The 26,325-nt window shown below is 68.9% G+C and carries 17 protein-coding genes, 2 pseudogenes and 1 riboswitch; of the genes and pseudogenes, 8 read left to right on the forward strand and 11 right to left on the reverse strand.

Going from position 1 to position 26,325, the window contains the following annotated elements; genetic code table 11:
- Positions 1-50: 50 nt before the first annotated feature.
- The 5 genes from OG310_RS33545 to OG310_RS33565 form a co-directional block, all read right to left on the reverse strand.
- On the reverse strand, positions 51-647 hold the full coding sequence (locus tag OG310_RS33545) for a sulfurtransferase (RefSeq protein WP_329459613.1): 597 nt from the start codon (positions 645-647) through the stop codon (positions 51-53).
- Positions 648-1,224: 577 nt separating this feature from the next.
- Positions 1,225-3,543 carry a 5-methyltetrahydropteroyltriglutamate--homocysteine S-methyltransferase gene (metE, locus tag OG310_RS33550; RefSeq protein WP_329459614.1) on the reverse strand — a complete coding sequence of 773 codons (2,319 nt, stop codon included), beginning with the start codon at positions 3,541-3,543 and terminating at the stop codon, positions 1,225-1,227.
- Positions 3,544-3,708: 165 nt separating this feature from the next.
- A riboswitch (cobalamin riboswitch) is annotated at positions 3,709-3,930 on the reverse strand.
- Positions 3,931-4,291: 361 nt separating this feature from the next.
- On the reverse strand, positions 4,292-8,119 hold the full coding sequence (locus OG310_RS33555) for an ABC transporter ATP-binding protein (RefSeq protein WP_443078920.1): 3,828 nt from the start codon (positions 8,117-8,119) through the stop codon (positions 4,292-4,294).
- Positions 8,120-8,157: 38 nt separating this feature from the next.
- Complete coding sequence (locus tag OG310_RS33560) at positions 8,158-8,649, reverse strand: MarR family winged helix-turn-helix transcriptional regulator (RefSeq protein WP_329459616.1); 492 nt, start codon at positions 8,647-8,649, stop codon at positions 8,158-8,160.
- A gap of 607 nt (positions 8,650-9,256) precedes the next feature.
- A complete protein-coding gene (locus tag OG310_RS33565) occupies positions 9,257-9,571 on the reverse strand; it encodes a hypothetical protein (protein WP_329459617.1) in 315 nt (104 codons plus the stop codon).
- 1,492 nt (positions 9,572-11,063) lie between these two features.
- Here OG310_RS33565 and OG310_RS33570 point away from each other — a divergent pair.
- From OG310_RS33570 to OG310_RS33590, 5 genes are all read left to right on the forward strand, one after another.
- Positions 11,064-12,026, forward strand: a complete 963-nt coding sequence (locus tag OG310_RS33570; RefSeq protein WP_329459618.1) for an SDR family NAD(P)-dependent oxidoreductase — start codon at positions 11,064-11,066, stop codon at positions 12,024-12,026.
- Between the two features lie 388 nt (positions 12,027-12,414).
- The gene (locus OG310_RS33575; protein ID WP_329459619.1) at positions 12,415-13,551 is read left to right on the forward strand and encodes an SGNH/GDSL hydrolase family protein; all 1,137 of its coding nucleotides are present in this window, start codon (positions 12,415-12,417) and stop codon (positions 13,549-13,551) included.
- Between the two features lie 383 nt (positions 13,552-13,934).
- A complete protein-coding gene (locus OG310_RS33580; RefSeq protein WP_443078794.1) occupies positions 13,935-14,432 on the forward strand; it encodes a DUF4396 domain-containing protein in 498 nt (165 codons plus the stop codon).
- Between the two features lie 456 nt (positions 14,433-14,888).
- Positions 14,889-15,893, forward strand: a complete 1,005-nt coding sequence (locus OG310_RS33585) for a zinc-dependent alcohol dehydrogenase family protein (protein ID WP_329459620.1) — start codon at positions 14,889-14,891, stop codon at positions 15,891-15,893.
- A gap of 473 nt (positions 15,894-16,366) precedes the next feature.
- On the forward strand, positions 16,367-17,746 hold the full coding sequence (locus OG310_RS33590) for a dihydrolipoyl dehydrogenase family protein (RefSeq protein WP_329459621.1): 1,380 nt from the start codon (positions 16,367-16,369) through the stop codon (positions 17,744-17,746).
- Between the two features lie 65 nt (positions 17,747-17,811).
- Here the strand turns inward: OG310_RS33590 and OG310_RS33595 are convergent.
- Positions 17,812-18,811 (reverse strand): annotated as a pseudogene (locus OG310_RS33595) (aldo/keto reductase).
- Between the two features lie 334 nt (positions 18,812-19,145).
- Here OG310_RS33595 and OG310_RS33600 point away from each other — a divergent pair.
- Together OG310_RS33600 and OG310_RS33605 are read left to right on the forward strand one after the other, a co-directional pair.
- Positions 19,146-19,730, forward strand: coding sequence for a CGNR zinc finger domain-containing protein (locus tag OG310_RS33600; protein WP_329459622.1), 585 nt, complete (start codon positions 19,146-19,148; stop codon positions 19,728-19,730).
- A gap of 589 nt (positions 19,731-20,319) precedes the next feature.
- On the forward strand, positions 20,320-21,012 hold the full coding sequence (locus OG310_RS33605) for a nitroreductase family protein (protein WP_329459623.1): 693 nt from the start codon (positions 20,320-20,322) through the stop codon (positions 21,010-21,012).
- Between the two features lie 132 nt (positions 21,013-21,144).
- Here the strand turns inward: OG310_RS33605 and OG310_RS33610 are convergent, their stop codons facing one another.
- Both OG310_RS33610 and OG310_RS33615 read right to left on the reverse strand, forming a co-directional pair.
- Complete coding sequence (locus OG310_RS33610) at positions 21,145-21,789, reverse strand: TetR/AcrR family transcriptional regulator (protein WP_329459624.1); 645 nt, start codon at positions 21,787-21,789, stop codon at positions 21,145-21,147.
- A 323-nt stretch (positions 21,790-22,112) separates the two neighbouring features.
- The gene (locus OG310_RS33615; RefSeq protein WP_329459625.1) at positions 22,113-23,003 is read right to left on the reverse strand and encodes an alpha/beta fold hydrolase; all 891 of its coding nucleotides are present in this window, start codon (positions 23,001-23,003) and stop codon (positions 22,113-22,115) included.
- A 140-nt stretch (positions 23,004-23,143) separates the two neighbouring features.
- Here OG310_RS33615 and OG310_RS33620 point away from each other — a divergent pair, with 140 nt between their 5' ends.
- Complete coding sequence (locus OG310_RS33620) at positions 23,144-23,533, forward strand: winged helix-turn-helix transcriptional regulator (protein ID WP_329460503.1); 390 nt, start codon at positions 23,144-23,146, stop codon at positions 23,531-23,533.
- Between the two features lie 145 nt (positions 23,534-23,678).
- On the opposite strand, the pseudogene OG310_RS33625 reads toward OG310_RS33620, so the two are convergent.
- The 3 genes and pseudogenes from OG310_RS33625 to OG310_RS38640 all read right to left on the reverse strand — a co-directional run.
- Positions 23,679-23,843 (reverse strand): annotated as a pseudogene (locus OG310_RS33625) (CGNR zinc finger domain-containing protein); the annotation flags it as partial.
- Positions 23,844-23,912: 69 nt separating this feature from the next.
- Complete coding sequence (locus OG310_RS33630) at positions 23,913-25,451, reverse strand: ISL3 family transposase (RefSeq protein ID WP_443078921.1); 1,539 nt, start codon at positions 25,449-25,451, stop codon at positions 23,913-23,915.
- Between the two features lie 220 nt (positions 25,452-25,671).
- Positions 25,672-26,325 (reverse strand): lactate/malate family dehydrogenase, encoded by a 654-nt coding sequence (locus OG310_RS38640; RefSeq protein ID WP_443078922.1) that lies wholly within the window; start codon positions 26,323-26,325, stop codon positions 25,672-25,674.

Here is a 26,325-nt window from a genome sequence, read left to right on the forward strand (position 1 = left end):
CGCCGCACTCTTCTGGGAAGCCCAGGTTCTCCGGGACCCGGGGAATCCTCTCAGCCCGGTTCTGGACCCACGGCGACAGGGCGGGTGGAATCGGTGACCCAGGCCGACCAAGAGCCGGGATAGAGCGCCGCGTTGATACCGATGGCGGCAAGGGCGGCGATCTCGTGCGCGGCGGCAACGCCCCCACCGCAGTACACGCCGACGCTTCGGGTATCGTCCGCGCCCAGCGCGTGAAAGCGCGCACGCAGCGTCTCCCCATCGGCGAAGTCGCCGTCGGCGTCGAGGTTCCCGGCGGTGGGAGCGTTGATCGCCCCGGGGATGTGGCCGGCGGGCGAGTCGTCCCCCGCCCCGGGATCCCCCCTGTACTGGGCCGCGGTACGCGCGTCCAGGAGCAGCCCCTGACGGGCCAGTCGGGCCGCGTCCGCCGCGTCCAGGACGGGGAGGCGGCCCGGCTCGACGACCGCGTCCCCGTGTGCGGGATCCGGTACGTCCGTGGTCAGAGGTCCTCCGATCCTGCGCCAGGCGGCGAGCCCCCCGTCCAGGAGCCGGACACCGTCGATCCCGGCCCAGCGCAGGACCCACCACGCCCGTCCCGCGGCCCGGCCGCCCTCGTCGTCGTAGACCACGACGGGAGAGCCCTTCCGCACGCCCCAACGGCGCAGATCGTCTTGGAGCCGGCCCGGATCGGGCAGCGGGCCGCGGCCCGAAGCCGGGGGTGGGGGGCGCGGCCAACTCGGTGCTGAGATGCACCGGGACAGCGCCCTGAAGGTGCCCTTTCCAATAACCGCTTCGGCTCTCCGCCGGTGTTTTGCCGCGTGCCACGTGCAGCAGGACCGGCGCCGGCCCGGAGCCCGCTCCTTCCAGCAGGACGGAAGCGCTCACGAGAACGGTGGCTCGCGTGTCGCGGCCGGAGGTCATGAGCCGGGCTGTTCGTCGTCGCGTGAGGCATCGGCGTACACGCTGCGGGGACGGCCGAGTCGACCCCTGTGACCCTCGTGAGCCCCCTGGTCCAGTGCGATCAGCAGCCGGCGCCCGGGCTGCCTGCGCACGGTGAGGCAACCCCCGACGTCGCGCGGGTGCGATGCGATCACACGCGCTGTCCCCCACGATCTCCCGTGGCGTGCGCTGCGCCTATGGGCCCCTCGCGCCTCTCTCCTGAGGTCCGATGCCCGTCGCGCGCGGCCGGGGCCGCCGCTGGACGCCCCGGCCGCGCGCGACTCCCGGTCAGGAAGAGGCGAGCTCGTTTCGTACCGTGCGGGTCGCGCTGACGATGTTCTCCAGTGAGGCGCGGGTCTCGGGCCAGCCTCGCGTCTTCAGACCGCAGTCGGGGTTGACCCAGAGCCTGTCGGCGGGAATGGCCTTCAGCCCGGTGCGGAGCAGGTCGGCGGCTTCCTCGGCGCTCGGAACGCGTGGCGAATGGATGTCGTACACCCCTGGCCCGGCTTCACGCGGGTAGCCGTGCGTGGCGAGTTCGTGCGCGACTTGCATGTGGGAGCGGGCGGCCTCCAGGCTGATGACGTCGGCGTCGAGGTCGTCGATCGCCTGGACGATGTCGCCGAACTCCGCGTAGCACATGTGGGTGTGGATCTGGGTTTCCGCTCGCGCCCCACCGGTCGTGAGCCGGAACGCCTCCGTGGCCCACGCCAGGTAGGCGGCGCGGTCCGCGGCCCGCAGCGGGAGCGTCTCCCGCAGCGCGGGCTCGTCCACCTGGACGACGGAGGTGCCGGCCGCCTCCAGGTCGTCCACCTCGTCGCGCAGGGCCAGGGCGACCTGCCGTGCCGTGTCGCCGAGAGGCAGGTCGTCGCGGACGAAGGACCACGCGAGCATGGTGACCGGACCCGTGAGCATGCCCTTGACCGGTCGATCGGTCAGGGACTGCGCGTGGGCTGTCCAGCGCACGGTCATCGGCTCCGGCCGGGAGATGTCACCGACCAGGATCGGCGGCCGGACGTAGCGGGTGCCGTACGACTGCACCCAGCCGTGCCGGGTGGCGAGGTAGCCGGTCAGTTGCTCGGCGAAGTACTGGACCATGTCGTTGCGCTCGGGCTCGCCGTGCACCAGGACGTCCAGGCCCGTCCTCTCCTGGAAGGAGATGACGTCCTGGATCTCGGTCCTGATGCGCTCCTCGTATCCGGCGGTGTCGATGCGCCCCGCGCGAAGGTCGGCACGGGCGCCGCGCAGTTCCGCGGTCTGCGGGAACGAGCCGATCGTGGTCGTGGGCAGGAGGGGCAGGCCGAGGTGCGCGCGCTGGGCCGTGGCCCGCTGGGGGTACGGCTGGGAGCGGTGGGCGTCGGCCTCGGTCACGGCCGCGGCGCGGGCGCGGACGGCCGGGTCCCGGGTGACGGGGGATTCGGCCCGGGACGCGAGGGCGGCGCGGTTCGCGGCGAGTTCCGCGGTGATCGCCCCGGTGCCGAGGGACAGGCCCGTGGCGAGCGTGACGATCTCCGCGGTCTTCTGCCGGGCGAATGCCAGCCAGCGCAGGATCTGCGGTGCGATGTCCCGTTCCGCCGCCGTGTCCAGCGGGACGTGCAGCAGGGAGCAGGACGCCGACACGTCGACCCGGTCGGCGAGACCGAGCAGCGTGCCGAGGGTGGCGAGGGACTTCGTCAGGTCGTTGGCCCAGATGTTGCGACCGTTGACCACTCCGGCGACCAGACGCTTGCCGGGCAGGCCCCCGACCGCCGCGAGGGCGTCGAGGTTGGCCGCCGCGGGCCCGGTGAAGTCCACCGCCAGTCCCTCGACCGGTGCTTTGGCCAGCACCGGCAGCGCGTCCCCGAGACGGTCGAAGTAGGAGGCGACCAGCATCTTCGGCCGGTCGGTGAGTGCCCCGAGATCCCGGTAGGCGCGTGCGGCGGCATTCAGCTCGGCCGGGGTGCGGTCCTGGACGAGGGCCGGCTCGTCCAGCTGCACCCACTCGGCGCCCGCGGCGTACAGGTCGGCGAGGACGTCGGCGTACACCGGGAGCAGCCGGTCGAGCAGAGTGAGCGGGTCGAAGTCGCCGGGCACACCGGGGGCGGGCTTGGCGAGCAGGAGATAGGTGACAGGACCGACCAGGGCCGGACGGGCGGCAAGGCCCAGCGAGAGGGCTTCCCTGAGTTCGGTGACCTGCTTGGCCGAGTCGGCCGTGAACACGGTGCCGGGGCCCAGCTCGGGCACCAGATAGTGGTAGTTGGTGTCGAACCACTTGGTCATCTCCAGCGGCGCGACGTCCTGCGTCCCGCGTGCCATCGCGAAGTAACCGCCGAGCGGATCGGCGGTGACGGCGTCCCGGTGGCGCTCGGGGATCGCGCCGACCATCACCGTGGTGTCAAGGACGTGGTCGTAGTACGAGAAGTCGCCCGTCGGAACCTCGTCGACGCCGGCCTCGGCCAGGTGCCGCCAGTTGTCACGGCGGAGTTCGGCGGCGGTCGCCAGAAGGCCGTCCGGGGTGACGCGGCCTTTCCAGTAGCCTTCGATGGCCTTTTTCAGTTCTCGGTTCTGTCCCTGACGGGGGTAGCCGTACACGGTGGCCCGTGCTGCCGCGGCTGCGGACTTGCTGGTCACGGAAATCTCCTTCGCGAGATGACTCCTGAGGATCCCGGCGAGGGGATACGGAGGCGAAGGGAGGACAGACCGGACGGTCCACGCGCGCTGTCGGCGCGATGCTCCGTCCGGTGCGTACGCCGACCCGCCCACGAGGTCACCGGGAGGTCCGCGTACGAGGCTGGCTCCGCACGCGGGCAGTTGGCAGGTCTTCGGACTCGCGGGCACGCCCTCCCGGGGGAGGACATCTACTGGCCGTCGCTTCCCAGGCCCGTACCTTCAGGCCCAGTGCTGATGACGGCGGTCGTTCCCGCTCACCGCTGCGGGGCAGTCCCGGATTCCCACCGGGTTCCCTCTTACGACGCGTCTGCCTGGCGGGCAGGGCGAACCAGCTGCATGGTCCAGCCTAGACGGCGCGGCGCGTCTTGGGCAGCACCGCTCGGAACGTGGGACGCGAAAGGAGACGGCGATCCGGCCTGCCCGGGGGGCGGGGCCCGGGAAGACCTCCGCCACCGGGCCCGGCCGCGGGATCCGCCGTGCCTCACGGCTGGCGTGCTGCGACGGCCCCGGTCCGGGCGATGTCCCGTCGGTGTCCTCATCGCCTTCGGGACCCCCTCGCGCCCGCGGGGTCCGTGCCCCGTGCGGGACCGCCAGGGCCCCGGGGAGACAGTCGTGGGAGGAGTGGTCCCGGCCTGAACACTGTCAGTGACGGTACGGGGTCGATGCCGGTCAGGTCATGACCTGTGTCCTTGGTCAGCGAGGGGGCCGGCTACCGGGCGGCCCGGTCGGCGGCCGGCGGTGCCGGCCTGTCCCCGCCGAGCAGTTCGAAGGCCTTCCACATCCGGGCGTAGGGGCCACCGCGGGAGAGCAGTTCGTCGTGACTGCCGATCTGCTGTACGCGACCGTCGCCGAGGACCGCGATGCGGTCGGCCGCACGGGCGGTCTGGAGCCGGTGGGCGATCACGATCGTGGTGCGGTCCCGCGCCACGCGCTGCATCGCCTCCGTCACGCGGGCCTCTGTGGCGAGGTCGAGGTTGGAGGTGGCCTCGTCGAGCAGCAGGATCACGGGATCGACGAGTTCGGCGCGGGCCAGCGCTATCAGTTGCCGTTGTCCGGCCGAAAGGGAGCGACCCCGTTCGGCGACCTGGTGGTGGTAACCGCCGGGCAGAGCGGCGATGAACTCGTGCGCTCCCACCGCTCGCGCGGCTGCTTCGACCCGCGCGTCGGTGGCGTCGGGGCGCCCGTAGGCGATGTTGTCGCGCAGCGTGCCGGTGAACAGGAACGCCTCCTGGGGTACGTAGCCGAGCTGCGCCCGGAACCAGGGTGTGTCCAGTGTGCGCAGGTCATGGCCGTCGACCTGGATGCTGCCGGTCACCGGGTCGTAGAAGCGGGCCAGCAGCTTGAGAGCCGTCGATTTCCCGGCTCCCGTCTCCCCGACGAGCGCGAGGGTCTCACCCGCGGCGATCGACAGGTCGACGCCGCGCAGCGCCTCCGGTGGTCTGGCCATCGCCTCGTTAAAGCCCGGCAGCGGCCGGGCGTCGGCCGGTCCCCTGCGTTCGCGGCGCTCGGTCCCGGAGGCCGTGGGATAGGCGAAGCGCACGTCACGCAGGCTCACCGCGCCGCGGAGGCGCTCGGGGACGCGGGGCCGGTCAGCTTGGGGGGTGCTGGTGTCCAGGTCCATCAGTTCGCCGATCCGGCCCACGGAGATACGTGTCTGCTGCCAGGAGTCGAAGACCTGGGAAAGCTGCTGGATGGGCGAGAAGAAGAGGTCGATGTAGAGGATGAAGGCGATGAGCGCGCCCGTGGTCAGGTGCCCTGAGGCGATCATGCCCGCACCCACTCCCAGCACGATCGCGTCCGCGACCGCGGAGAGGAACTGCACGAAGGGGAAGTAGGTAGCCGCCAGCCGCTGCGCCCTGACCCGCGCGGTCAGGTAGTCGCGGCCCAGCCGGCGAAAGCGCCGCTGGGTGTGCTCCTGGTGCACGAACGCCTGTGATTCGCGCACTCCTGACAGGCTTTCCTGGAAGTCGGCGTTGAGGACCGCGATCCGGTCCCGGGCCTCGGTGTACAGCTTCCTGGAGCGGCGGCGGAAGACCGCGGTCGCTGCGGCCAGGGGTACCACGATGGCCAGGGTGCACAGGCCGAGCTCGGTGTCGGACGCAACCAGGGCGATGCCCACTCCGACGAAGGTCACCAGCGAGACGAGCGCGGAGAGCAGTCCGTTCTCGACCAGGGACTCGAACTGGTCGACGTCGGTGGTCATCCGGGTCATGATCCGGCCGGCCATCTCCCGCTCGTAGTAGTCCAGCGACAGCCGCTGGAGCTGGGCGAAGACGCGAACGCGCAGGGAGAGCATGACCCGTTGTGCGGTGCGCCCGGTCACGAAGGTCTCGCCGACGCCGACGAGCAGATCGGCCAGGGTCACCGCCAGGAACAGTGCCGAGGCGGCGAGCAGCACCGCGGCCGAGCCGGCCGACACACCGCTGTCGATTCCGGTCTTCACCAGGACGGGACCGGCCAGTGCGGCCAGGGCGTCCAGCACGACGAGGACCAGGCCGAACAGCAAAGGGCGGCGGAAGTCCCGCAGCAGCCGAAGCAGGGAGAACCCGGGCATCCGCGCCGATTCCGAGGCCAGATCGATCCTGGCCGCGTCGCGCACCGGCTTCAACCGGGCCACCCGGGCCAGAAGTTCGGGTGTCGCTGCCAGGCTGCGGTGTCCGCCGCCGCGGCCGCTTCGGCCCAGGCCCGCTCCCAGACTGGGCGCGCCGGTGGTGACAGCGGAGTACCGGCGCCCGGTGGCGCCGCCGCGGGTCCAGGCGGCGGCGGTCGTCGCTGCCCGCGCCGCCGGTGTCAGTGCTTCGACGGGCTCGCCGGCCGGCTCGGCCTGGTCCTCCTCGTCCCCGGTGAGCAGGGTTCGGTAGAGCGCGCAGCGTTCCAGCAGGTCTTCATGGCTGCCCTGGTCGGCCACCCGTCCGCGGTCCATGACGACGATCCGGTCCGCCAGGTGAAGGGTGGAGCGACGGTGGGCCACGAGGAGGGTGGTGCGACCGGCCATGACGTCGCGCAGGGAGGCGTTGATGGCCTCCTCGGTGTTCGCGTCCACCGCGCTGGTGGCGTCGTCCAGGATCAGTATCCGCGGATCGCTGAGCACGGCCCTGGCCAGGGCGACGCGCTGGCGCTGGCCGCCGGACAGGGTCAGGCCGCGCTCTCCGACCTGCGTGTCGTACCCGGCGGGCAGGCCGGTGATGAACGCGTCCGCGTGGGCGACCCGGGCCGCGGCCCGGACCTGCTCCTCGGTGGCGTCGGGACGGCCGTAGCGGATGTTGGCGGCCACGGTGTCGGAGAACAGGAAACTCTCCTCGAAGACCGTCCCGATCTGGGAGCGCAGCGGGTCCAGCGCCAGGTTCCGCAGATCGTGGCCGTCGACCCGCACCACCCCGGCGGTCGGGTCGTAGAAGCGGGAGACGAGCAGGGTGGCCGTGGTCTTGCCGCTGCCGCTGGAGCCCACGAGGGCCACGCGTTCGCCGGCGCCGACGCGCAGGTCGAATCCGCTCAGTACCTCGTGCCCGGCTGGTTCGCCGGAGCCGCCCTCGGCGTCGTAACCGAAGCGCACGCCGGTGAACTCGATGTCGCCCCGCAACCGTCCGACAGTGACGGCACCCGGCGGGTCGGCGACAGCGGGCGCGCGGTCCAGTAGCTGCAGGATCCGGTCCATGCCCGCCCTGGCCTGCTGGGCGACCACCAGGATGCCCGCGAGTTGCCTTGCGGGTGCCAGCAGTTGGGCCACGTAGGTGGAGAACGCCAGGAACGTCCCGAGGCTCAGGCTGCCACGCAGCGCCAGCCAGCCGCCCAGGGCGAGAACGGCGACCTGCCCGAGCGAGGGGATGGCCTGCAGCAGGGGCTGGTAGCGCGCCTGCAGCCGCACCGTGCGCATCTGCGTTCCGTACAGGGCCTGGCTCGCGTCCGCCAGGCGTTCCAGTTCGCGCTGTTCCTGGCCGAACGCCTTGACCACGCGCACACCGTTGACGTCCTCGTCGACGATCTGCGCCACGTCGCCCTCCCGCTGCTGGGCGTCCCAGGTGGCCGGGAACATCCGCCACCGCATCCGGTACGAGACCACCAGCAGACCGGGGACCATGACCAGGCTCACCAGCGCCAGCAGCGGTGACAACCACACCATCACAACAAGCGAGAGCAGCATCGCCAGCACGTTGCCGCCCACGTTGGGCAGATAGCTCAACAGTCCTTGTACGAGGGAGGAGTCGGAGTTGGCACGGGCGACGAGCTGGCCCGTCGGCATCCGGTCCAGGCTCGCGAAGTCCATCCGCTGCAGCTTCGCGTGCATGGCGTCACGCAGATCCAGTTGCACCGCCAGCGCGACCTTGCTGCCGTGGAAACGCCGCAGGTAGGCGAAGCCGAAACCGGCTGCGGCCAGCACCAGCAGGGTCACCAGCCACGGCCACAGCGCGCTGCCGGGGCGGATGATGACGTGGTCGACGATCTGGCGCTCCAGCAGCGGAACCACCACCTGGCAGGCACTGCCCAGAACCGCCGCCCCCAGAGCCAGCGAAAGATCACGCCGGTGCCCCAGGGCCATGTCACCCAGGCGCCGGATCCAGCCGGCCTCGGCCGCCGTCACCGGGGCTGCTTACGTCGGGCGGCCCTCGCCTGCTCCAGGCGCTGCGGATAACTCTCGTCCAGCGCGTCACCGAGCCACACCAGGGACTCCAGCACCCGCGCGCCGTCCGGAGTCAGGGCGCACAGCTCGGCGATGCGGGCGAACATCTCGTCCTCGACCTCGCCCAGGAGTCGCCGGCCCGCCTCAGTGAGGGAGAGGGTGACCGCGCGCTGGTCCTCCTCCGCCTCGGCACGCAGCAGCAGTCCGCGCCGGCACAGCGCGTCGACCGCGGAGCTGACCGTCGGCCTGCCCAGCGCCAGCCGGGCCGCCAGACGCGAGGCCCGCTCGTCGCCGGCGGCGACCGCGGACAGCACCCGGTAGTGCGCCAGGTTCAGTCCCGCGCCGGCCCGTTCGACCACACGCGACAGGCGCGCCAGGGCCCGCACCGCCTGCGTGGCACGCAGCCGCTCGTCCAAGGAGGGCGCCCCGACAGGCGTGGTGTCATCCATGTCCCGGAGCGTAGCAAACATGGTTCGCCCATCGAACCAAATGAGCCGGGGTCGCCCCCGGACACCGGCGCCGACGCGGCTGCCGGTAGACCAGGAACAGGCGGGGAGCGGCGATCCGGATGATCTTGAGTGGATGAAGGACTACCGTCGGTGAAAAGGACGCGTGGACGGCCGCCGGTGAGGCACGCCGCCGACCGCCGTGGTGGCGGCCGCGTCGGTATGTTTTCGGGCCGGAACGCAGTCGTTTCGTGCGCTTGTGCCATCTGTTCGCTCGGCGGCCAGAAAGATCACCGGAGCACTCAAGGCGGAATCCGCGACGACGACCGCCAGGCCGGGGATCGAGTGAGCGCCGAGTGGCACCGCACGCCGGTCGTCTGGATGACGGTGCTCCTTCGCCGTCGGCGACAGCGGGCACGCCGGCTGTACGGTCAGCGAAGACCCGCGGGAACCGGGGCATCCTTCTGGTCGAGCTCCGCGCCCACCTGCGCGATCTCCCGCCTGCGGTAACTGCCGAAGTGGGAACTGGGCTTGTCGATCACGCATCGCGGTCGGCCGGAACTCTGGTAGATCTGCGGTGCGCAGGGGCGCGTGCAGCATGACCGGCGCGTCAATGGTGGAACATCCGCTGGGCGATCGTGTGGTTCCCCATGAGGCACATCACGAACTCGGTGTCCTCGCCTGCCCGGCTCATCAGCGAGCTTCCCGCGTTCTTTCGGAAGATCACGAACCCGTGAGGCGCATTCCTCTCGGCCTGCTCCAGAAATGAATTCCACGGTGCTCGCGACTCGGGAAGACTCCGAATCTCGGCGGAATCCAGGGGCGGTACGAGACTCTCATAACGCCGCACAGCGTCGTCGAACGAGCCTGGCGGTGGAATGTCAAAACGGGTGACTTCGTAACTGGTCGCCTGAGGCTGGGGCATGTTCGGGATCTCCCTCGGTGTGCGAATGGGCCGACGACGACCGTGGCTCTTCGGGTCGTAGGGGGAGGCGGGGGAGGTGTTGTGCTGCGCGGCACAGGAGACATCTCGCGGAGACAACCTCCCACCTTCGTCCCGTCTCCCGATTCTCTCCGGGACAACGGTCAGTCGCATCAGTCGGACGACCACCGCCGCGCACCAGGAAGTGCGGTTGTGTGCCTGTCGGCGTGAAAGGCCGGACCGCCAACAGGATCACATGACCCTGCTCGGCGAGTGGAAGATCCTTCGACCCGAGCCGACAGCGGTCGTGGCCCCGGTCCGAGAGAGCCGCAGCCCGGACACCCCGCTCCGGCTGCCCGGCCTCTCGCCACCACCTCGACCGTGCTGAAGCGGCCCGTCACAGCCTCGACATCCGAGTCGTCGATTCCGTCGAACACGAGTGAGTCCCGGAACGATGCGCCGGTCAGCATGACCAGCACCATCACGGTCCACAGCCGACCACGGCAGCGACGGCCAAGGGCTTGACGGAGCGTCGCATCCGGTTCCCGGAGGACAAAACGTACACGGTCTCACGCGACGCCGCCCCGCACAGGCGGCGTCGCGACGCGGCGGACATATGGCACGCCCTTGGTCGTGCGGGTGGGCGCCGGCGAGATCTCGCGTCGGGCTGTCACCGCTCGCTATGGGAGCCACGCGCGCGGCATCCCGTCGCAGTGAGGCAGAGGAGGCGAAGACACCGGGAGAAGACACCTGTGGGGCAGGGCAGCCCGTATCCCAGAGCAGGCTCCCACCCTCATCGCATCCCCGGAACGTCCGGCGGTGCGGGCGCCGGTCAGGTCGGAATCGGTGGCACCGCGACAGAGCCCATCGTGCCGTACACTCTGTACGACAGGATGTATGGCAAGATTGTTGACGCGCTGCGGGCCAGTGTTCCCAAGTGGGTGGGCGTGTGTGTAAGGCGCTCCCCTCGGTGATCGCGTCCCCGACAGGCGAAGGTCGGTAATAGCTGCAAACCGTGAAGAGAAGGATTTTCTATGGCTGTTGAGCCACCACGACGGTCCCCATCGCCCTGACGAACACGGCGTGCCCCTCCCCGTGATCGCTCACTTCGATGATCTTGACCCTGTCAGCATGTTGCACAACACCTGCTACGCGTTGTTGGCCGAACGGACCTGCGACTGCCCTGGTGGCACGACAGAGGCCCATGGAGCACGCACCGTCGCGGCCCGTGATCCCAGCGCGATGCGCTCCGCCGAGATCCCGGATCGTGCGAGGGCGACGTGGTGGCAGATTCGGCCCAAGCTCGTGCCGGTCACTGCCTGACCCGCACCCTCCGGCTTCACCTGAGCGGAACCGGTCCGGTAGAGGTCTGGCGTCGTCGCCCTCTGGGCGTGCGACCGGTGCCGGATGAGGCCACGGAGCGGGTTACGTCCGTCGCGTTTCCGATACAACACCCACTCACACCCACCCCACTCGATCGAGAAGGAAATACCGCGTGTCACTCCTATCAACACCCTTCGACCTCAGGGCCACTGCTGCGGATGTCCTGGCCGGCGTGGACCTGACCGGGCAGCGCCTGATCGTTACGGGCGGCGCTTCCGGGCTGGGCACGGAGACGGTCCGCGCTCTTGCCGGTGCCGGTGCCCGGGTCACGGTCGCCACGCGCGATCCGGGCCACGCGAAGGCTCTCACCGAGGAGTTCGCCGGCGTCGACGCCGCGGCGCTCGACCTCGCCGACCTGGCCTCGGTGCGTACGTTCTGTGACGGGTGGGAAGGCCCCGTGGACGCGATCGTCGCCAACGCGGGCGTGATGGCCCTGCCCACACACCAGAAGAACCCGCAAGGCTGGGAGCTGCAGCTCGCGACTAACTACCTTGGCCACTTCGCCCTGGTCACCGGCCTGCGGCCGGCCCTCCAGGCTGCTGGGCGGGCGCGCGTGGTCATGGTCAGTTCAGGCGCTCACCTCATGGGCGGCTTCGATTTCGATGATCCCCAGTTCGTGCGACGCCCGTACGACCCTTTCGCGGCGTACGCACAGTCCAAGACCGCGGACGTGCTGCTGGCCGTCGGGATCAGCCGCAGGTGGGCCGACGACGGGATACGTGCCAACGCCTGCGCCCCCGGATTCATTCACACCAACCTCTCACGCCACATCCCCGTGGAGACCATGCAGGCCATGGGGGCCATGGACGCCGACGGGAATCTGATCACGCACGACTACTTCAAGACACCGGGTCAAGGGGCCGCCACCTCCGTGTTGCTGGCCGCATCGCCCCTGCTGGAGGGTGTGACCGGACGCTACTTCGAGGACAATCAGGAGTCGGCAGTCGTGCCAGGAGGCGCTGGCGCCACGACGGGTGTGGCCGATTGGGCCGTGGACCCCGCGGCGGCGGATCGCCTCTGGGACTACGCGTTTCCCCTCGTGAACGAAGCGCTGCAGGGCGTGGGTTCGAGGTAGATTCGCCACCTCACAGGTCTGGCGGCGTTTGAGCCGTGCAAGGGCAAGACGGACAGCGTCCCTCCATGGGACGTACGCGCGACTGCTCGGCGCGAAGCCGGACGTGTCTCGCCAGGTGAGCGCGGGTTCGCGAAACGCTCCGGACTTCGGGCGCCCCGCTTCTTCCCTGTCCGGCAGCCCTGGCTGTGAGCGCCCCCGCATCAGTCCCCGCAGGAGCACAACGACACGGCGAGTCCCGGCCCACGCACGCGTGTGACGGTCGGGGGTCCCGGCAACTGTGAGGAAAGCAGCGGCAATTCAGTCCACCGCAAGGGGGCAGGTGAGCACCTGAGTCGGCGTGGTGTTTTCGCCGACAGCACACCTGTCCCTGCTGAATGATGGGATCCCCATGTACTCCGTCTTGGAAACTGCTGTCGGCCACGTCGTCGGCGCTCTCGAGACGACAACCGACGCGACCGGCGTCACGTTCCACCGCACGCCTGCCACCGCGAGAGCGCGGATGGCGGACGACTACTTCGATCTCATGAGCGCGGTGCCGTCGGGCGCACGTCTTGAGGCACTCACCGACACGTCCGTGTTCGAGTTCGACGTCGAGCTCACACGTGATCTGCTTCCCGGCACGACGTCTCCCGGCAGCACGTTCGACCTGGTGGTTGACGGAGTCCTCCAGGAACCGGTGCGCGCGACGGAGAACCTCGTCATCGTTGATCCCGTCACGCTGGAGACGCAGTTCCATCCCGCCGGGCCCACCACTGTGCGCTTTGAACTCGGCGAGGGGGCAGCGGACCGCCGGGTCGAGATCTGGTTCCCCGCGTCCTCGATGCTCAAACTGCTCGACGTGCGGATCGCCGCGGGGGCGTCACTGCGACCGGCGCCGGCCGGTGCCCCGCTCTGGGTGCATCACGGCAGTTCGATCAGTCAGTGTTCGCAGGCCGACCGGCCCACGGAGACGTGGCCGGCGATGGTCGCCCGCGAGACCGGCAGGTCCCTGCTGAACCTCGGAATCGGCGGACACTGCCAACTCGACCAGTTCATGGCCCGTACTGTTCGTGACCTGCCCGCGAGCGCGATCAGCCTCGAACTCGGCACGAACGTCGTCAACTTCGACACCATGCGTGAACGCACCTTCGCCTCGGCGTTCCACGGTTTCCTCGACACCGTGCGTGACGGTCATCCCAACACGCCCATCGCGATCGTGACGCCGATCATCTGCCCGGTCGCCGAGCAGCACCCCGGGCCGACGCTTTTCGATGCCAATTACCAGATGCGTACCGTCGGGCGCCCCGCAGAGCTCGCCGCTGGAGCGCTCAGTCTGACGCGCGTCCGCGAACTGCTTGTGCGAGAGGTTGACGTCCGCATCAAGGAGGGCGACTCCAAGCTCAGTGTGATCGATGGACTCGCGCTCTTCGGAGCGGACGATGTCAAGGACATGACGGACGGCCTACACCCCAACGCCGCCGGCTACCGGAAGATGGCCGGACGCTTCTTGGCCCTCGTCGGCGGGCTCGACGGTCCACTCGGCTGAAGCAAGGGCAGGGCAGGACGCACCTCGCGAGGACCTAACGATCGCCTGGCCGGTCGGACAGTGCAGCACGCTCGGCGTGTGGACGGACGCTGCCGTGCTCGGGGACCTCGACCGTCTCCGCACGTGCGTCCGGCAGGTACGCGGTGACATCGGCGTCCTCTTCGCCAACGCCTCCATCGTGGAACCCCCTCCGCGGCCCTCACCGGGACCGGGGTGACCGCCACCTGAACATCAACATCGAGGGTCTCGTCGAGAAGGCCTTCCCGCTGATGCCGTGGCATCCGTGTCAACGCCATCCAGCGGCGGAATACCCCCTGGGGGTACCAGGTTGAGGTGGGGGAGGCAACGGCCTCCCCATGCGGGCATCGCGAGAGGGCGGCACGATGAATCACGTATCCGGCCACGGCCACGGCAATCACGACCACTCAGGACACACTGCAATGGGTGGCGCGCCCTGGCGGATGGCCGCGCAGGCCACACTGCACTGCCTGACCGGCTGCGCGATCGGCGAGGTCCTGGGCATGGTCATCGGTACGGCGGCGGGCCTGGACAACGGTGCGACGGTCGCCCTCTCGGTCGCCCTGGCGTTCGTCTTCGGCTACGCGCTGACCATGCGCGGCGTACTACGGGCAGGGCTTTCGCGCCGTCAGGCGCTGAAGATCGCTCTGGCCGCCGACACGCTCTCTGTCGCCGTCATGGAGGTCATCGACAATACGGTCATGGTCGGCATCCCAGGCGCGATGGATGCCGGGCTGGTGGACGCCCTGTTCTGGAGTTCGCTCGCGGCTTCCCTGGTACTCGCCTTCCTGATCACGACGCCGGTCAATCGGTGGATGATCGGCCGCGGCAAGGGCCATGCCGTCGTCCACGCGTACCACTGAGCTTCCCTGCTTCGCCGGGGGCGCAGTGAACGCCACGTGGCGGAGTCGCGAGCCACCGCCGGCGGCGCCCTTACCGGGGCTGCGCCGACCGGCGGGGCCATCGTCGCGGCTGATGTCGCGGTCCTCGCCCGGGTGCGGTGCCCGCCGTCGGCCGGAAGACTCCGCAACCCCTGGCCGACGGAGCCGCCCAGGGCGCTCGGCCGCCTGGGACGAGGCCGGCCGGTCCGCGCGGCCCCGATCTTCCGTCAATGTGCCGCAATCCGGCCGGAGATCGGCGCCCCGTCCGGGGTGGGGGGGCGAGAGTGCGCGGGTGGCGTGGCGACACGACAACGCGACATGGTCTTTTGCATTAAGACCTTTACAAGTCGAGGGAGGTGCTGATAGAAAGTAAGCGTGAATTCGATTTTGGGCCTTACGAAACAGTGGCGTCATCGCCGTACGAGGAGCACGCACACCATGAACAAGATCATCTTGACCGCCGTGGGCGGGAACACCGACGAAACCGTCGCCCTCGTGCAGGAACCCACTCCCACTCCCGGCGCGGACGAAGTGCTCGTCGCCGTCGAGGCCGCTCCGGTCAACAACGCGGACCTGCTCTTCGCGGCCGGATGGTTCGGCGTCTACCCACAGGTGCCCAATGCCATGGGAGCCGAGGGCGTCGGACGCGTGGTCGCCGTGGGCGCCGGCGTGAGCAGTTCCCTCGTGGGCGAGCGAGTCCTTGTCCTGCCGACCTTCGTGCAGGGGACCTGGGCCGACCAGGTCGTCGTGCCGGCCGGCAACGTCGTTCCCGTGACCGGGAAGGCCGACCCGCTGCAGCTCGCCATGCTCCCGGTCAACCCCGCGACGGCGTACTCGCTGCTCCACGACTACGTCGAGCTGCGCGCCGGCGATTGGGTCGGCATCGACATGGCCAACTCCGCGGTCGGACAGTACGTCATCGCCCTGGCCAAGAAGGCCGGCGTCAACGTACTCGCCGTGGTGCGCCGCGAGGAGACCGTCCCGCTGGTGCGCGAGCTCGGCGCCACACTGGTGGTTGTCGACGGAGAGGACCTCGGCGACCGTGTCGCCCAGGCCCTGGACGGAAAGCAACTGCGCCTCCTGCTCGAAGGCGTTGGCGGCACCGAACCGCTTGAACAACTGGCACGCTCGGTCGAAGCGGGCGGCACCGTGGTCGCGTTCTCCGCCGCCACCGGCCAGTCTCCGGCCCTCCCCCTCGCTGACCTGATCTACCGAGGGGTTGTCCTGCGTTCCTTCTTCATCCTCAACTGGATCCGCACCACGCCGCGGGCCGAACTGGAGCGCATCTACGCCGAGCTTGCCGAACTGGTCGAGCAGGACGTCATCAACGCCACTGTCGAAGCGACCTATCCTCTCGCGAAGCATCAGGAGGCACTCGCACACGCCGCGCGGACAGGACGCACCGGCAAGATCCTCTTCGTCCCCGCCGGAACCACCCGGTGACCGCACCGGAAGCCGGGGCGGGGGGCACGCACGGCCGTCCCCGCCCCAGCTTCCGGACAGGCTCTCCCCGGCGCCCTTTCCGCCACGCGCGCGGGGAGTTGCCCCCAGCCCAATCCGCCATCCGTGCCGGCGGGGGTACAGGTTCGCGGCTCGGCGGAAAAGCGCTTCGGCGCCACCAGCACCCCCTCGCGGACTGTTGAGGTCCGGGTCGGGTGGACTGCGCAGCTGCTCCTTGTGGCCGAAATAACCTTTTTCTTCTACTATGCGGATTTGGGGACCGGCAACGTGTTCATGGAGCTTCTGGTCCCGACGCCGACCGTTGCCCGAGTCGTGCCGCCCCGTGATCCCGAGGGTGGGAACCGTGATCGGACCGGTGCGGCCCGGTCGCCGACAGCGACGGGCGAGCGCTGTACCCGACCTCCTCACTGTTCGAGGGCGCGTCCGGAAAAGCGCCGGGGAAAGGAGTGGTGACAGTGGCGGTGGAGGATTTCGACCTGCTGGTGGTCGGCGGCGGTAAAGCCGGCAAGACCCTGGCGATGGATCGGGCGAGGGGCGGCCTGCGCGTCGCCATGGTCGAGCGGGAGATGATTGGCGGCTCCTGCATCAATGTGGCCTGCATCCCGACCAAGGCGCTGGTGGCGAGCGCGCGCGCCCTGCGTACCTTCGATCGGGGCCGGGCCCTGGGCCTGATCGGTGGCGAGGTGCGAGCCGATGCCGACTCGTTGCGAGAGCACAAGAACGATGTTGTCCAGGGAATGGTCGCCATCAACCGCGAGCAGTTCAGGGACTCGGGCATGGACCTGGTCATCGGGCAGGCCCGCTTCGTCGCGGAACGGACGGTGGAGATCGCCCTGGAGGGCGGCGGGACCCGGGTCCTGCGCGGTGCGGACACGGTGATCAACACCGGCACCCGGCCCCGGATCCCGGACATCCCCGGGCTCGCCCAAGCCGGTGTGCTGGTGAGTGACACCCTGCTCGAACTCCGGCGCCTCCCGGATCGTTTGGTCGTGATCGGGGCCGGGCCGATCGGCCTGGAGTTCGCGGACATGTTCGCGGCCTTCGGCAGCGACGTCACGGTCGTGGCTGGGCGGCAGCAGTTGCTGCCGCGTGAGGAGCCGGAGTTCGCGGACGCGGTACACCAGTTGTTGTCCGACCACGGTGTCACCGTGTTGTTGGGCCGTGAGGTGACACGGGTGACCCGCGAGGCGGACGGTGCGGTGGCCGTGTCGCTCGCGGACGGCAGCCTGCTGCATGGAGATGACGTGCTGGTCGCGGTCGGCCGTACCCCCGTGACCGAGGCGCTCGAACCGGACAGGGCCAATGTGGCGCTGACCGGCGACGGTTTCATCGAGGTGGACGAGTATCTCGCTACGAGCGCCCCGCATACCTGGGCGGCGGGCGACGTGGCCGGCACCACGCAGTTCACTCATGCGTCACTGGACGACTACCGAGTACTGAAAACGAATCTTGCGGGTGGCCGACGTTCCACCCGGGACCGGTTGATCCCGCGCACAACGTTCTTGAGCTTCGACCTCGCGCACGTCGGCCTCACCGAGGAGCAGGCGCGGGCGCGCGGCCACGCAGTGCGGATTGCCCGGCTTCCGGTGGCGGCCATTCCGCGCGCCCGTACGATGGGGGAGACCTACGGACTGTGGAAGGCCGTGATCGAGGCCGGCACCGGCCGGATCCTCGGTGTCACTCTGCTGGGTCCGGAGTCCGGCGAGACTCTCGCCACTGTACAGACCGCGATGATCGCGGGTTTGCCGTACACCGCCCTGCGGGACATGGTGATCACCCATCCCACGATGACCGAGGGGCTGAACATGCTCTTCTCGGCGGTCGGTCCGGCGTAGTCCGGCCGCCGGGCGGTGGGCGCGGACGTCGCGGCCGGACGGCTTGACAGCCGTCCGGCGCCGGCTCACCGTTCGCTGTCGAGCAGACCGAGTAGCGGCTTCATGTAGCGCTGCCCCGCGGCCGCACCGCGGGGACCGCCTTCTGGGCCTCGGCGATCGCAGCCCCGTCGATGTTGAGCGCCGCGCCGGCGAGCACTTCCGTCAGTTGCGGACCGGTGCGTGCGCCGACGAGGGGGGGTGATGTCCTGGCCTTGTGCGGCGACCCAGGCCAGGGCGAGCTGCGCGGTGGTGACGCCGTACCGCTCAGCCGTCTCGCCAAGTGCCGCGGCCGGTGCGAGGTTGTGTGAGAGAGGAGGCTCCTGGAAACGCGGGAGCCCAAGACGGAAGTCCCCTGGTGCCAAGCGCTGTTGGCGCTCCCGTGACCAGTGTCCGGAGAGCAGCCTGCGGGAGAGGACTCCGTATGCGGTCACGGCGATCCCGAGTTCCCGCGCGGTGGGGATGATGTCGTCTTCGGCATCCCGGGAGAACAGCGAGTACTCCGTCTGTACATTCGCGATCGGGTGGACCGCGTGGGCCCGGCGCAGGGTCCGCGCGCTGACCTCGGACAGCCCGATGTTCCGGATGCAGCCGGCCTGGACCAGCTCGCCCAGTGCTCCTACGGTCTCTTCCAGCGGTACATCGGGATCGGAGCGCCCCGGCCGGTAGAGGGCGATGTGGTCAGTGCCTCATCCGGCGCAGTGAGAAGGCGAGCGCGTTCTTGACGGCTACGGGCCGGCTGTCCGAGCCTGTCCAGCCGCCACCAGGCTCCCGAAGGGCGCCGAACCTGATGCTGATGACGACCGACTCGCGGCTACGGGCACGCAGTGCCTCGCCCAGCAGGAGCTCGCCGTGCCCCATGCCGTAGGCGTCGCCGGTCTCGACCAGCCGCACTCCGCCGTCGAGGGAGGCCCGGAGTGTGGCCGGGGATTCCCTGTCGTCGGCCGGCCCGTAGACCTCGGACATGCCCATGATGCCGAGCCCGAGCCGGGGGCCCGTCCGTTGCGGCCCCGCTGTCAGCATGTTCATCATCGAGCCCTTCGTCCGGTACGCGGGAAGCCGCAATGGGCTCCACGCTAATATGACCGGTCGTCTTATGTAAGCGCGTGACGCCCTCCTTGCCTGGCGGTCGCCGCGGACCCTGGCTGTTCCCAGGATCTTGAGACGGCGGCGTGCGTACGCCATGGAGGGTGACGCCTTGGGTGATGCCCCCGGGTTCGCGACCGACGGGAACTGCCGGTTCCCCCTGACGGCGATCCGGCCGGCCGAGGGCGGTGGGCGGGTCCTCGTGGTCGACGCGGGGGCGCCTGTGTCGGTCGTAAAGCCCTTTTCGAGATAGGGCCTGTCGTCGTACGCTGGCTGCATGGTTGACATGGAGACAGTGGGCACGGCGAAGGCGCGGATCGCTGACTTGGCCGGCGCGGTCGTGGAACTGCTCAATTCGCGCCCCCATGCCAATCCGGTCCTGCCGGACAGGCTCGACGACCCGCAGGCCGCGAAGAGGATTTTGATGCCGTTCGGCCCGTTCGCGGCCGCCGGCCCCTCGTCCGAACAGCTCGCCCTCGTCCGCGCCTTGCGCGCGGATCTGATGGACGTCATCGACATGCCGGACGCTGAAGCGGAGGCTCGCGGATGGGACACCCTTACCGAGCACTCGGCGTCGGCCGAATTCCGGCAGACGTTCTCGACCGACGGGGCGCGACTGCGCCAGGTGGGGGGTGACCCGTTGGTGGGCGGTCTCGTCACCAGCGTGGCCGAACTGGTCCGGGAAGGGGCCTGGACGCGGTTTCGCGTCTGCGGCAACGGGAACTGCCGGGCGGTGTTCTACGACACGACCCGCAGCCGCTCCCAGCGGTGGCACTCCTACGAGCTGTGCGGCAACCGCGCCAACGTGGCGGCCTATCGCACCCGCAAGCGCACTGCGGCGGACCCGGGCGGCGACGCCTGAACCCTGACCGCCGCTGACATCGCTCGGCGTGCGCCTCCCCTGTCTTTCTCCGGTCGATGCCGTCGTGGCTCGACCGGGTCCCCAAACCCGCACCACTGCCCAGTCCTGCCTCTACGCCTAACGCGGGCGCGCGGAGGCTTGCCCGTGAACGCTCTCGCCGCTCTCTGACCCTGTGGTTCCTGGTCATGCTCACGCGGTCCGCCGGGCCCGCACGGCTCTCGGGCGGCCCGCCGGGTGTGGCCTGCTGCCGAGCAGATGGCCGTGCGTGCGGGTTTCCCGCTGGGCGGATGCCCGCCCATGGAGCGGGAGTGTGGTCGTGGTCGGCTCCGGCGTTCAGCCAGGAGCGGCTTGATTTCAACATCCGCCAGTGAAGGAATCGGCGCGGCGGTCGTGCGGGGGTCAGCGGTGGCATGGGAGTGGCCGAGTGGTCCGTGGATCCCTGAGCGGCGGTCCGTCTTGACGGATCCGCCGCGTCCGGTTCCTTCCCACCGTGCCATACACTATGTCGGACACAGTGTCCGCCGAAATGTTAGGTTTTTTCGGTACCGCCCAGCCGCAACCCCTGCTCTCTCTCGCTTTGGACTGACATATGCACCATGCGAACGATTCCCAGCAGCCGGACCCGCGAATGCGCCTCGGCTTGTCCGCCGACGAGGTTCTCACCACCACCCGAGCTGTACGCCGTCGGCTGGACATGGAACGACCGGTGCCGCGGGAGGTGGTGGACGAATGCGTCCGCGTCGCCCTTCAGGCGCCCAGTGGCCGTAACAGGCAACGTTGGGACTTCGTCTTCGTTGAGGACCGGAAGACGAGGGCGGCTGTGGCGGAAGTGTGGCGGCGCGGTCTGGCTGCTCCCGCAACCCCCGGGGTGGTGGGTCCGGAGCCCACACGCATGGACTTCGGGTCTTCGGAGTGGGCTCGCATCGCCGGCAGCCTTGATCATCTTGCCCGGCATCTCCACGAGGTCCCGCTCATCCTCATTCCTTGTCTGCGCGTGGCCGACCGGGCTGAGCTCGACTCGGTCCGTGGTCAGGCAGGGGCCTGGGGTTCTGTCATCCCCGCCTTTTGGAGCTTCATGCTCGCGGCCCGTGAACGGGGGCTGGGAACCGCATGGACCACGAGCCATCTCAGCTACGAGCGCGAGATGGCGGAGATGCTTGGCATCCCGTACGACGAGGTGGTCCAGGTGGCCCTCACGCCGGTCGCCTACACGATCGGGACGGACTTCAAGCAGGGTTCCCGGGCGCATGCCGAACAGTTCTCCCACTGGGATCACTGGTAGGCGAAGGCCGATGCAGGAGTGTGGTCCGCCACTACGCGGGCGCGCCTCGGACCGGGCTGAAGGAGGGCGGAGAGCGTTCTCTCGACCGCGGCGCACCCGGAGTGGTGCTTCGAGATGCTGGTCAGCGGCCGCTCAGGAAAGGCGGCGGTTGTATGCGCCGTACCACCAGATGGAGGCCAGTTCCAGGGCGAAAGCCGCGTCGCCGCTCTGGTCCACCTTGCTGATGTGGTGGGCGATCGCCTGCTCCCCACCCCAGACAATGATCCGCCCGGCCACGATCGGATCCACTCGGCTGTCTGTCATCCCCTCCTCCTGGCGCCGTCTCAAGTCACTGACGACCCTTTTCTCAAATTCTTCCAGATCAGTCGTGTAAAAGTTGTGCACCGAAGAGTCATACGCGGCGGTCTCACTGATGGCCGACAGTACGGAGAAATGCCTCCGATGCCGCGCGATCGACCCTTCGAGGAGTTTGGTGATGCCCTGCAGGCCGTCCGGCGATTCCACTGCGTCCCACACATCGAGGGCATCAGAAGTCGCCTCCTCGAAAAAGCTTTTGCTGAGTGACCTACCAAGCCGGGACAAGAGATCAGACTTGTCCCGGAAGTGCGAATAGAAAGTCGAACGCGCAATCTGCGCCTCGACGATAATCTTTTGGACGCTGATTTCGGTATATTTCATTCCGCTGTCGAGCAGATTTTTGACCGCCTCGAAGACGGCGGACTCCACTTTTGCGCGGTTTTCTTCGGAATCGGAGGGTGAACGGGTGATGGACGGCATTTAAGAATCCTAGATGGCTTCCGGCCCACTGCTCCCCTGGAGTGAAACAGTGAAAGCGGTGGAACTGAACAGTGTGGCCCTCAACTCCTGGCGGTGCCAATATGATATCAGGGGAATCTGTGGGATCCAGGAGGCAGGATGTGCGAACCTGAGGCGTTCCCTCGAAGCCGCTCCGGTATGCCTGCGTCCGCTCCGTAATCGCCAGGGGCTGCCGCCACCCCTGGCCCCGGCCGCCCGGCCCGCCGGGCAGGTACGGCACACCACAACAGCGGTATGCCGTACCTGGTTCTTCTCGTCGGCCGGGACGGTTGTCGGTCAGCAACTCAAGACGAGGGCAACGTGCGGAAGAATTCAAGGTAAGCCGCCGCGGTCTCCGCCGGAGCCTCCTCGGCCACCTGGTGCCCCGTGGCCAGCACGATACCCCGGACGTCCCGTGCCACCTCGCGCATCTGACGCTCGGTGTCCGCTCCTATGGCGAACTGCCCGCCCACTGCGAGAACCGGAATGTCCAGAGGAGTCCGCGCTGCAAGGTGATTGCTGTCAGCATCATCGAGGCTTGCCCGGTATATCGACAGCATGGCCCGGAGGCTGCCCGGGGACGAGTAACAGCGCACGTATTCGTCGAGTGCCTCCGCAGTCAGGGCATCGACGTTGTATGCCTCGTTCTTGAGCCACCAGGTGATGAACTCGCGCTCATGTCCGGATATGAGAAGCTCGGGAACGTCGGGCTTGAAGAAGAATCCTAGATGAAACACGAATGACCCCTGAGACACGTTCGACCGGGTGAGGTGCGTAGTGTCCTCCCAGCCGAAACCGGCGAGCAGCGCCTCCTGGTAGACGAGTTGCCGTACTCGGTCGGGGTACCGCGCCGCAAGTTGGTAAGCCGTCGCAGCTCCCCAGTCCTCACCGACGACACGGTATTCACGGTGTCCCAGCGAATCCATCAACTGTGCGATGTCCTCGCTCAAGGTGACGGTGTCGTAGCCTTCCTCCGCTGAAAATGAGTCGCCCAGCCCCCGCAGATCCGGGACCACGACGGTATAATTCGGGGTGAGCAGCGGAACGATGTGGCGCCAGTGGTAGCCGGTCTTGGGAACGCCGTGCAGCAGAACCACGGGCTCACCTGATCCGCCCATGCGGTAGTGCAGTCGCGTTCCGTTGACGGCGGCCCGAGCAGACCGCAAAGGATTTCCTTGGTGGTCAAAGATGAGCATGTGACTCCTTACGCCGTTTTCGTGCGCTACTCCGTCACCGTAGCCGAGCAGTGAATACCCGGAAAGAACGCACCCCAAGGATAGGAAGGAACCCGGAGGTGACCGACGAGGTCAGAATTGCGCACGAACCTCACGATGTGATGCACACCATGGTGCATATCAACTCTCTCGCACAGGAGATCTTCACGCATATCGCGAACAAGTGGGCACTTCTCATCGTCAATGCCCTGGGTGACGGCACCCTGCGTTTCACGCACCTGCACACAGCGGTCCAGGGCATCAGCCACAAGATGCTCGCGCAGACACGGCGCACGCTGGAACGGGACGGAGTCGTCGACCGCCGCGTGTACGCGACCGTGCCACCACGGGTCGAGTACAGCCTCACGGAGGCCGGGCGCGGCCTCAGGGACACGGTCAATGAGATGTGCACATGGACCAGGCAGCACGCCCGACACATCGAGGCTGCCAGAAGGCACTTCGACGGTCAGCAGGGCCCTGGGGCCGTTGTCGTACGACGGCCCGAGCGCTGACTCAATTGTCGCGGATCGTGCCGACGGTCGCGTGCCGCTCAACAGACGGTCCGCAGCGGCGCTTCCTGGAGCGCGGCACGGACAGTCTGTCACCGTCCGCCGGAGCAACTGTGCCGTCGGGCAGGGTCTCAGCGCGGTCCGACTGTCAGGCGTCCCCCTCCGTGGAGCGCCCCTGGGCACGGTGGTAATGGCGCTGTGCCTTGGAGCGGGCGCCGCAGGTTTCCATCGAATGCCAGCGGCGGGTGCCGTTTCTGGACGTGTCAAGGAAGAACAGAACGCAGTCGGGGTGAGCACACTGCCGCACCCGGTCCGCCTGCCCGTCGATCAGCTCCACGTACTGGGCGGGCTCTGTTCCGTAGTCGGTGGTGACGTTGCGTGCCTATGCGCTGAGCAAGATGCGGTGGCGGAGGAGTTCGAATCCGGCACGGCCGTGCATCTGCCGCATGATCCGCTTGGTGTGGGTGTTGACGCCCTCGGTCCGGCCGTTGTGGTGGGGCAGGGTGAGGCCGGCGTTCACGGCGGCGCGGTCGAGTTCGAGGCCGTTGCAGAAGCTGTGCAGGTGGGGCAGGTCGACGGTGCGGACGGTGGTGATCCACTGGGTGAGCTTGTTGTCGTTGGCCTGGGCCGGGGTCAGGAGAGCGGCGAACTCGCCGGTGAGTCGGGCGAGCGCGGTCATCTCCGGGCAGGCAGCGGTGAGGAGTCCGAGCAGGTCGGTGTCCTTGGTCGACAGGTGCTCGGGGTGGGTGAGCAGAAGCCGGGCGACGCGGCGTGGGGTTGTCACGGGGCGGTCGCCTTCGGCGCGGCCCTGGTTGAGGTAGCGGACCAGCAGGTTGGCACTGCCGGTGTAGCCCAGTTCCCGGATCTCGTGGAGGAGGTGGGTGACGGGGACGGTCGGGTCTTCCGCCCGTCGTTGACGCAGGTGGTCGCGGTAGGGATCAACGAGGGTAGGCCGGTAGCGTGGGGCGATGCGATCGGCGGACGGTTCAGGGATGCGGGCGTAGCGCTTGACGGTGTTCAGGGCGAGGTTCAGTCTGCGGGCGCATTCGAGCAGGCCGACGCCGGAGTCGAGGAGGGCGTGGACTGTGTGCCAGCGCTCGCGGGTGGTCTGCTCGCGTACCCCGCCGGGCCGGGGCGGATTGACGGTGGCCCAGCAAGGGGCGTGGGCGCGGACTTCGGCCAGAATCTTGTCGCACAGGTTGCGCCACAGGTGCCAGCGGTCGCTGACCTGCACCGCGTCGGGCAGTGCCCGGCGGATCGCCTCGGCGTAGGTGGCCGAGCCGTCCCGGCACACGACCTCCACCTCCTTCTTCCCGCGCAGCCATGCCTCCAAGGTGGCGGCCTCGCGGTCGGGCAGGACGTCGACGCGTTCCCCGGTCTCGGCGTCGATGATGATCGTGGCGTAGCGGTGGCGGCGGCGCAGGGCGAAGTCGTCGACCCCGATCACCCTCGGGATCCGCACCGTCGGTGGGGGGATGCGCCGCAGCAGGCGCAGGGCGGTGGCGTAGGAGAGGGGCGTGGCCAGGAACCGGGCGAGACGGGAGGCCGCCCGGCCGCATAACTCCTTGACTACCTTAGAGACTTGGCTGGTCAGACGCATGGTGCGACGTTGAAGGCGCTCGATCAGCCCAGGGACTTGCTCGCGGAAGGTCTGCCGCCGGCAGCCCAGGACCGGGCAGACCAGGCGTCGCACCCGGACGCTGGCCACGACCTGCCGACCGTCCACCGGCACATCCGCCACCGTCCGGACGTGATACCCGTGCACCTTCCCCGTCGGCACCCCGCACACGGGGCAGGGCACCGGAACATCCCGGGTCCGGGCGATGACCCGGATCACCTCGCCGTCATCTGCCACGTCTTCGATGACCAGTGCCGAGAGCCCTGAAAACACCATTGCCACAAGGGAGTTGACATCGCGGATACCAGGTCAACGACACCTGTCACCTGCCGTTACCACCGACTACGGAACAGAGCCGCTCGTTTGACAGACCCCGACGTACCGCCGGGGCTCCGCGAGCCGCGCTGAAGGAGTACACGCTGGCGCCGCGCAGCTCGGAGTGCTGGAGTGAGCGGCCTGCGTGATCCTGGAGGGATGGCTCCGATTGTCGTGCATCCGCCCTCATCCACCGGGGGCCTGCGTGTCACTGCCCGCGGGGAGGTTCTCGGCCTCGCGCACAGTGATGTCGACCTGTTGGTGTTTCTGGAGGGCGCTGGGCTGCCGGACGCTGAGGAGCTGCTGGACGACCCGGAGTGGGTGGAGTGGCGCACACCACGGCGTGGTCGCCGTGCTCGCCGATGACGTGCCCTTCCACGGTGTGCAGCGGCATACCGAGGTGGGTGGCAAGCGCGAGGCGGTAGCGGGCGCTGTCGAGGTTCGAGCCGATTCTGAACAAGCGCCGGCATCCTGATGTCTCGGCGAACAGGCGGGTCATGAGGTCGACTGGGTTGGTGACCACGAGGACGACACCGTCGAAACCGTGCAGCACGGTGGCGAGTTCGCGGATCACGTGGGCGTTCGCGACGGCCCAGCCCTGGCGCACGTCGTGGGTGTTGTGGTTCACGAAGTCTGCCCGGGCCGCGATGACCACGGCGTCGCAGCCCTGCAGCTCCTCGACGGGCACGGCTTGCGGCGCGGCAGGATGGCGCAGGGCGGAGCGCATGTCGTCGAGGTCCGCGGCGAGCGCGCCGGCCTGCGTGATGGTGCGGGAGGCTACAAGGAGCCGCCCGTCCAGGCCGCCGCTGATCAGCACGGTGCACACGGCCTGGCCGACCGCCCCGGCGCCGACAACGCCGAT

The organism is Streptomyces sp. NBC_01497, from assembly GCF_036250695.1.
Lineage (GTDB): Bacteria > Actinomycetota > Actinomycetes > Streptomycetales > Streptomycetaceae > Streptomyces.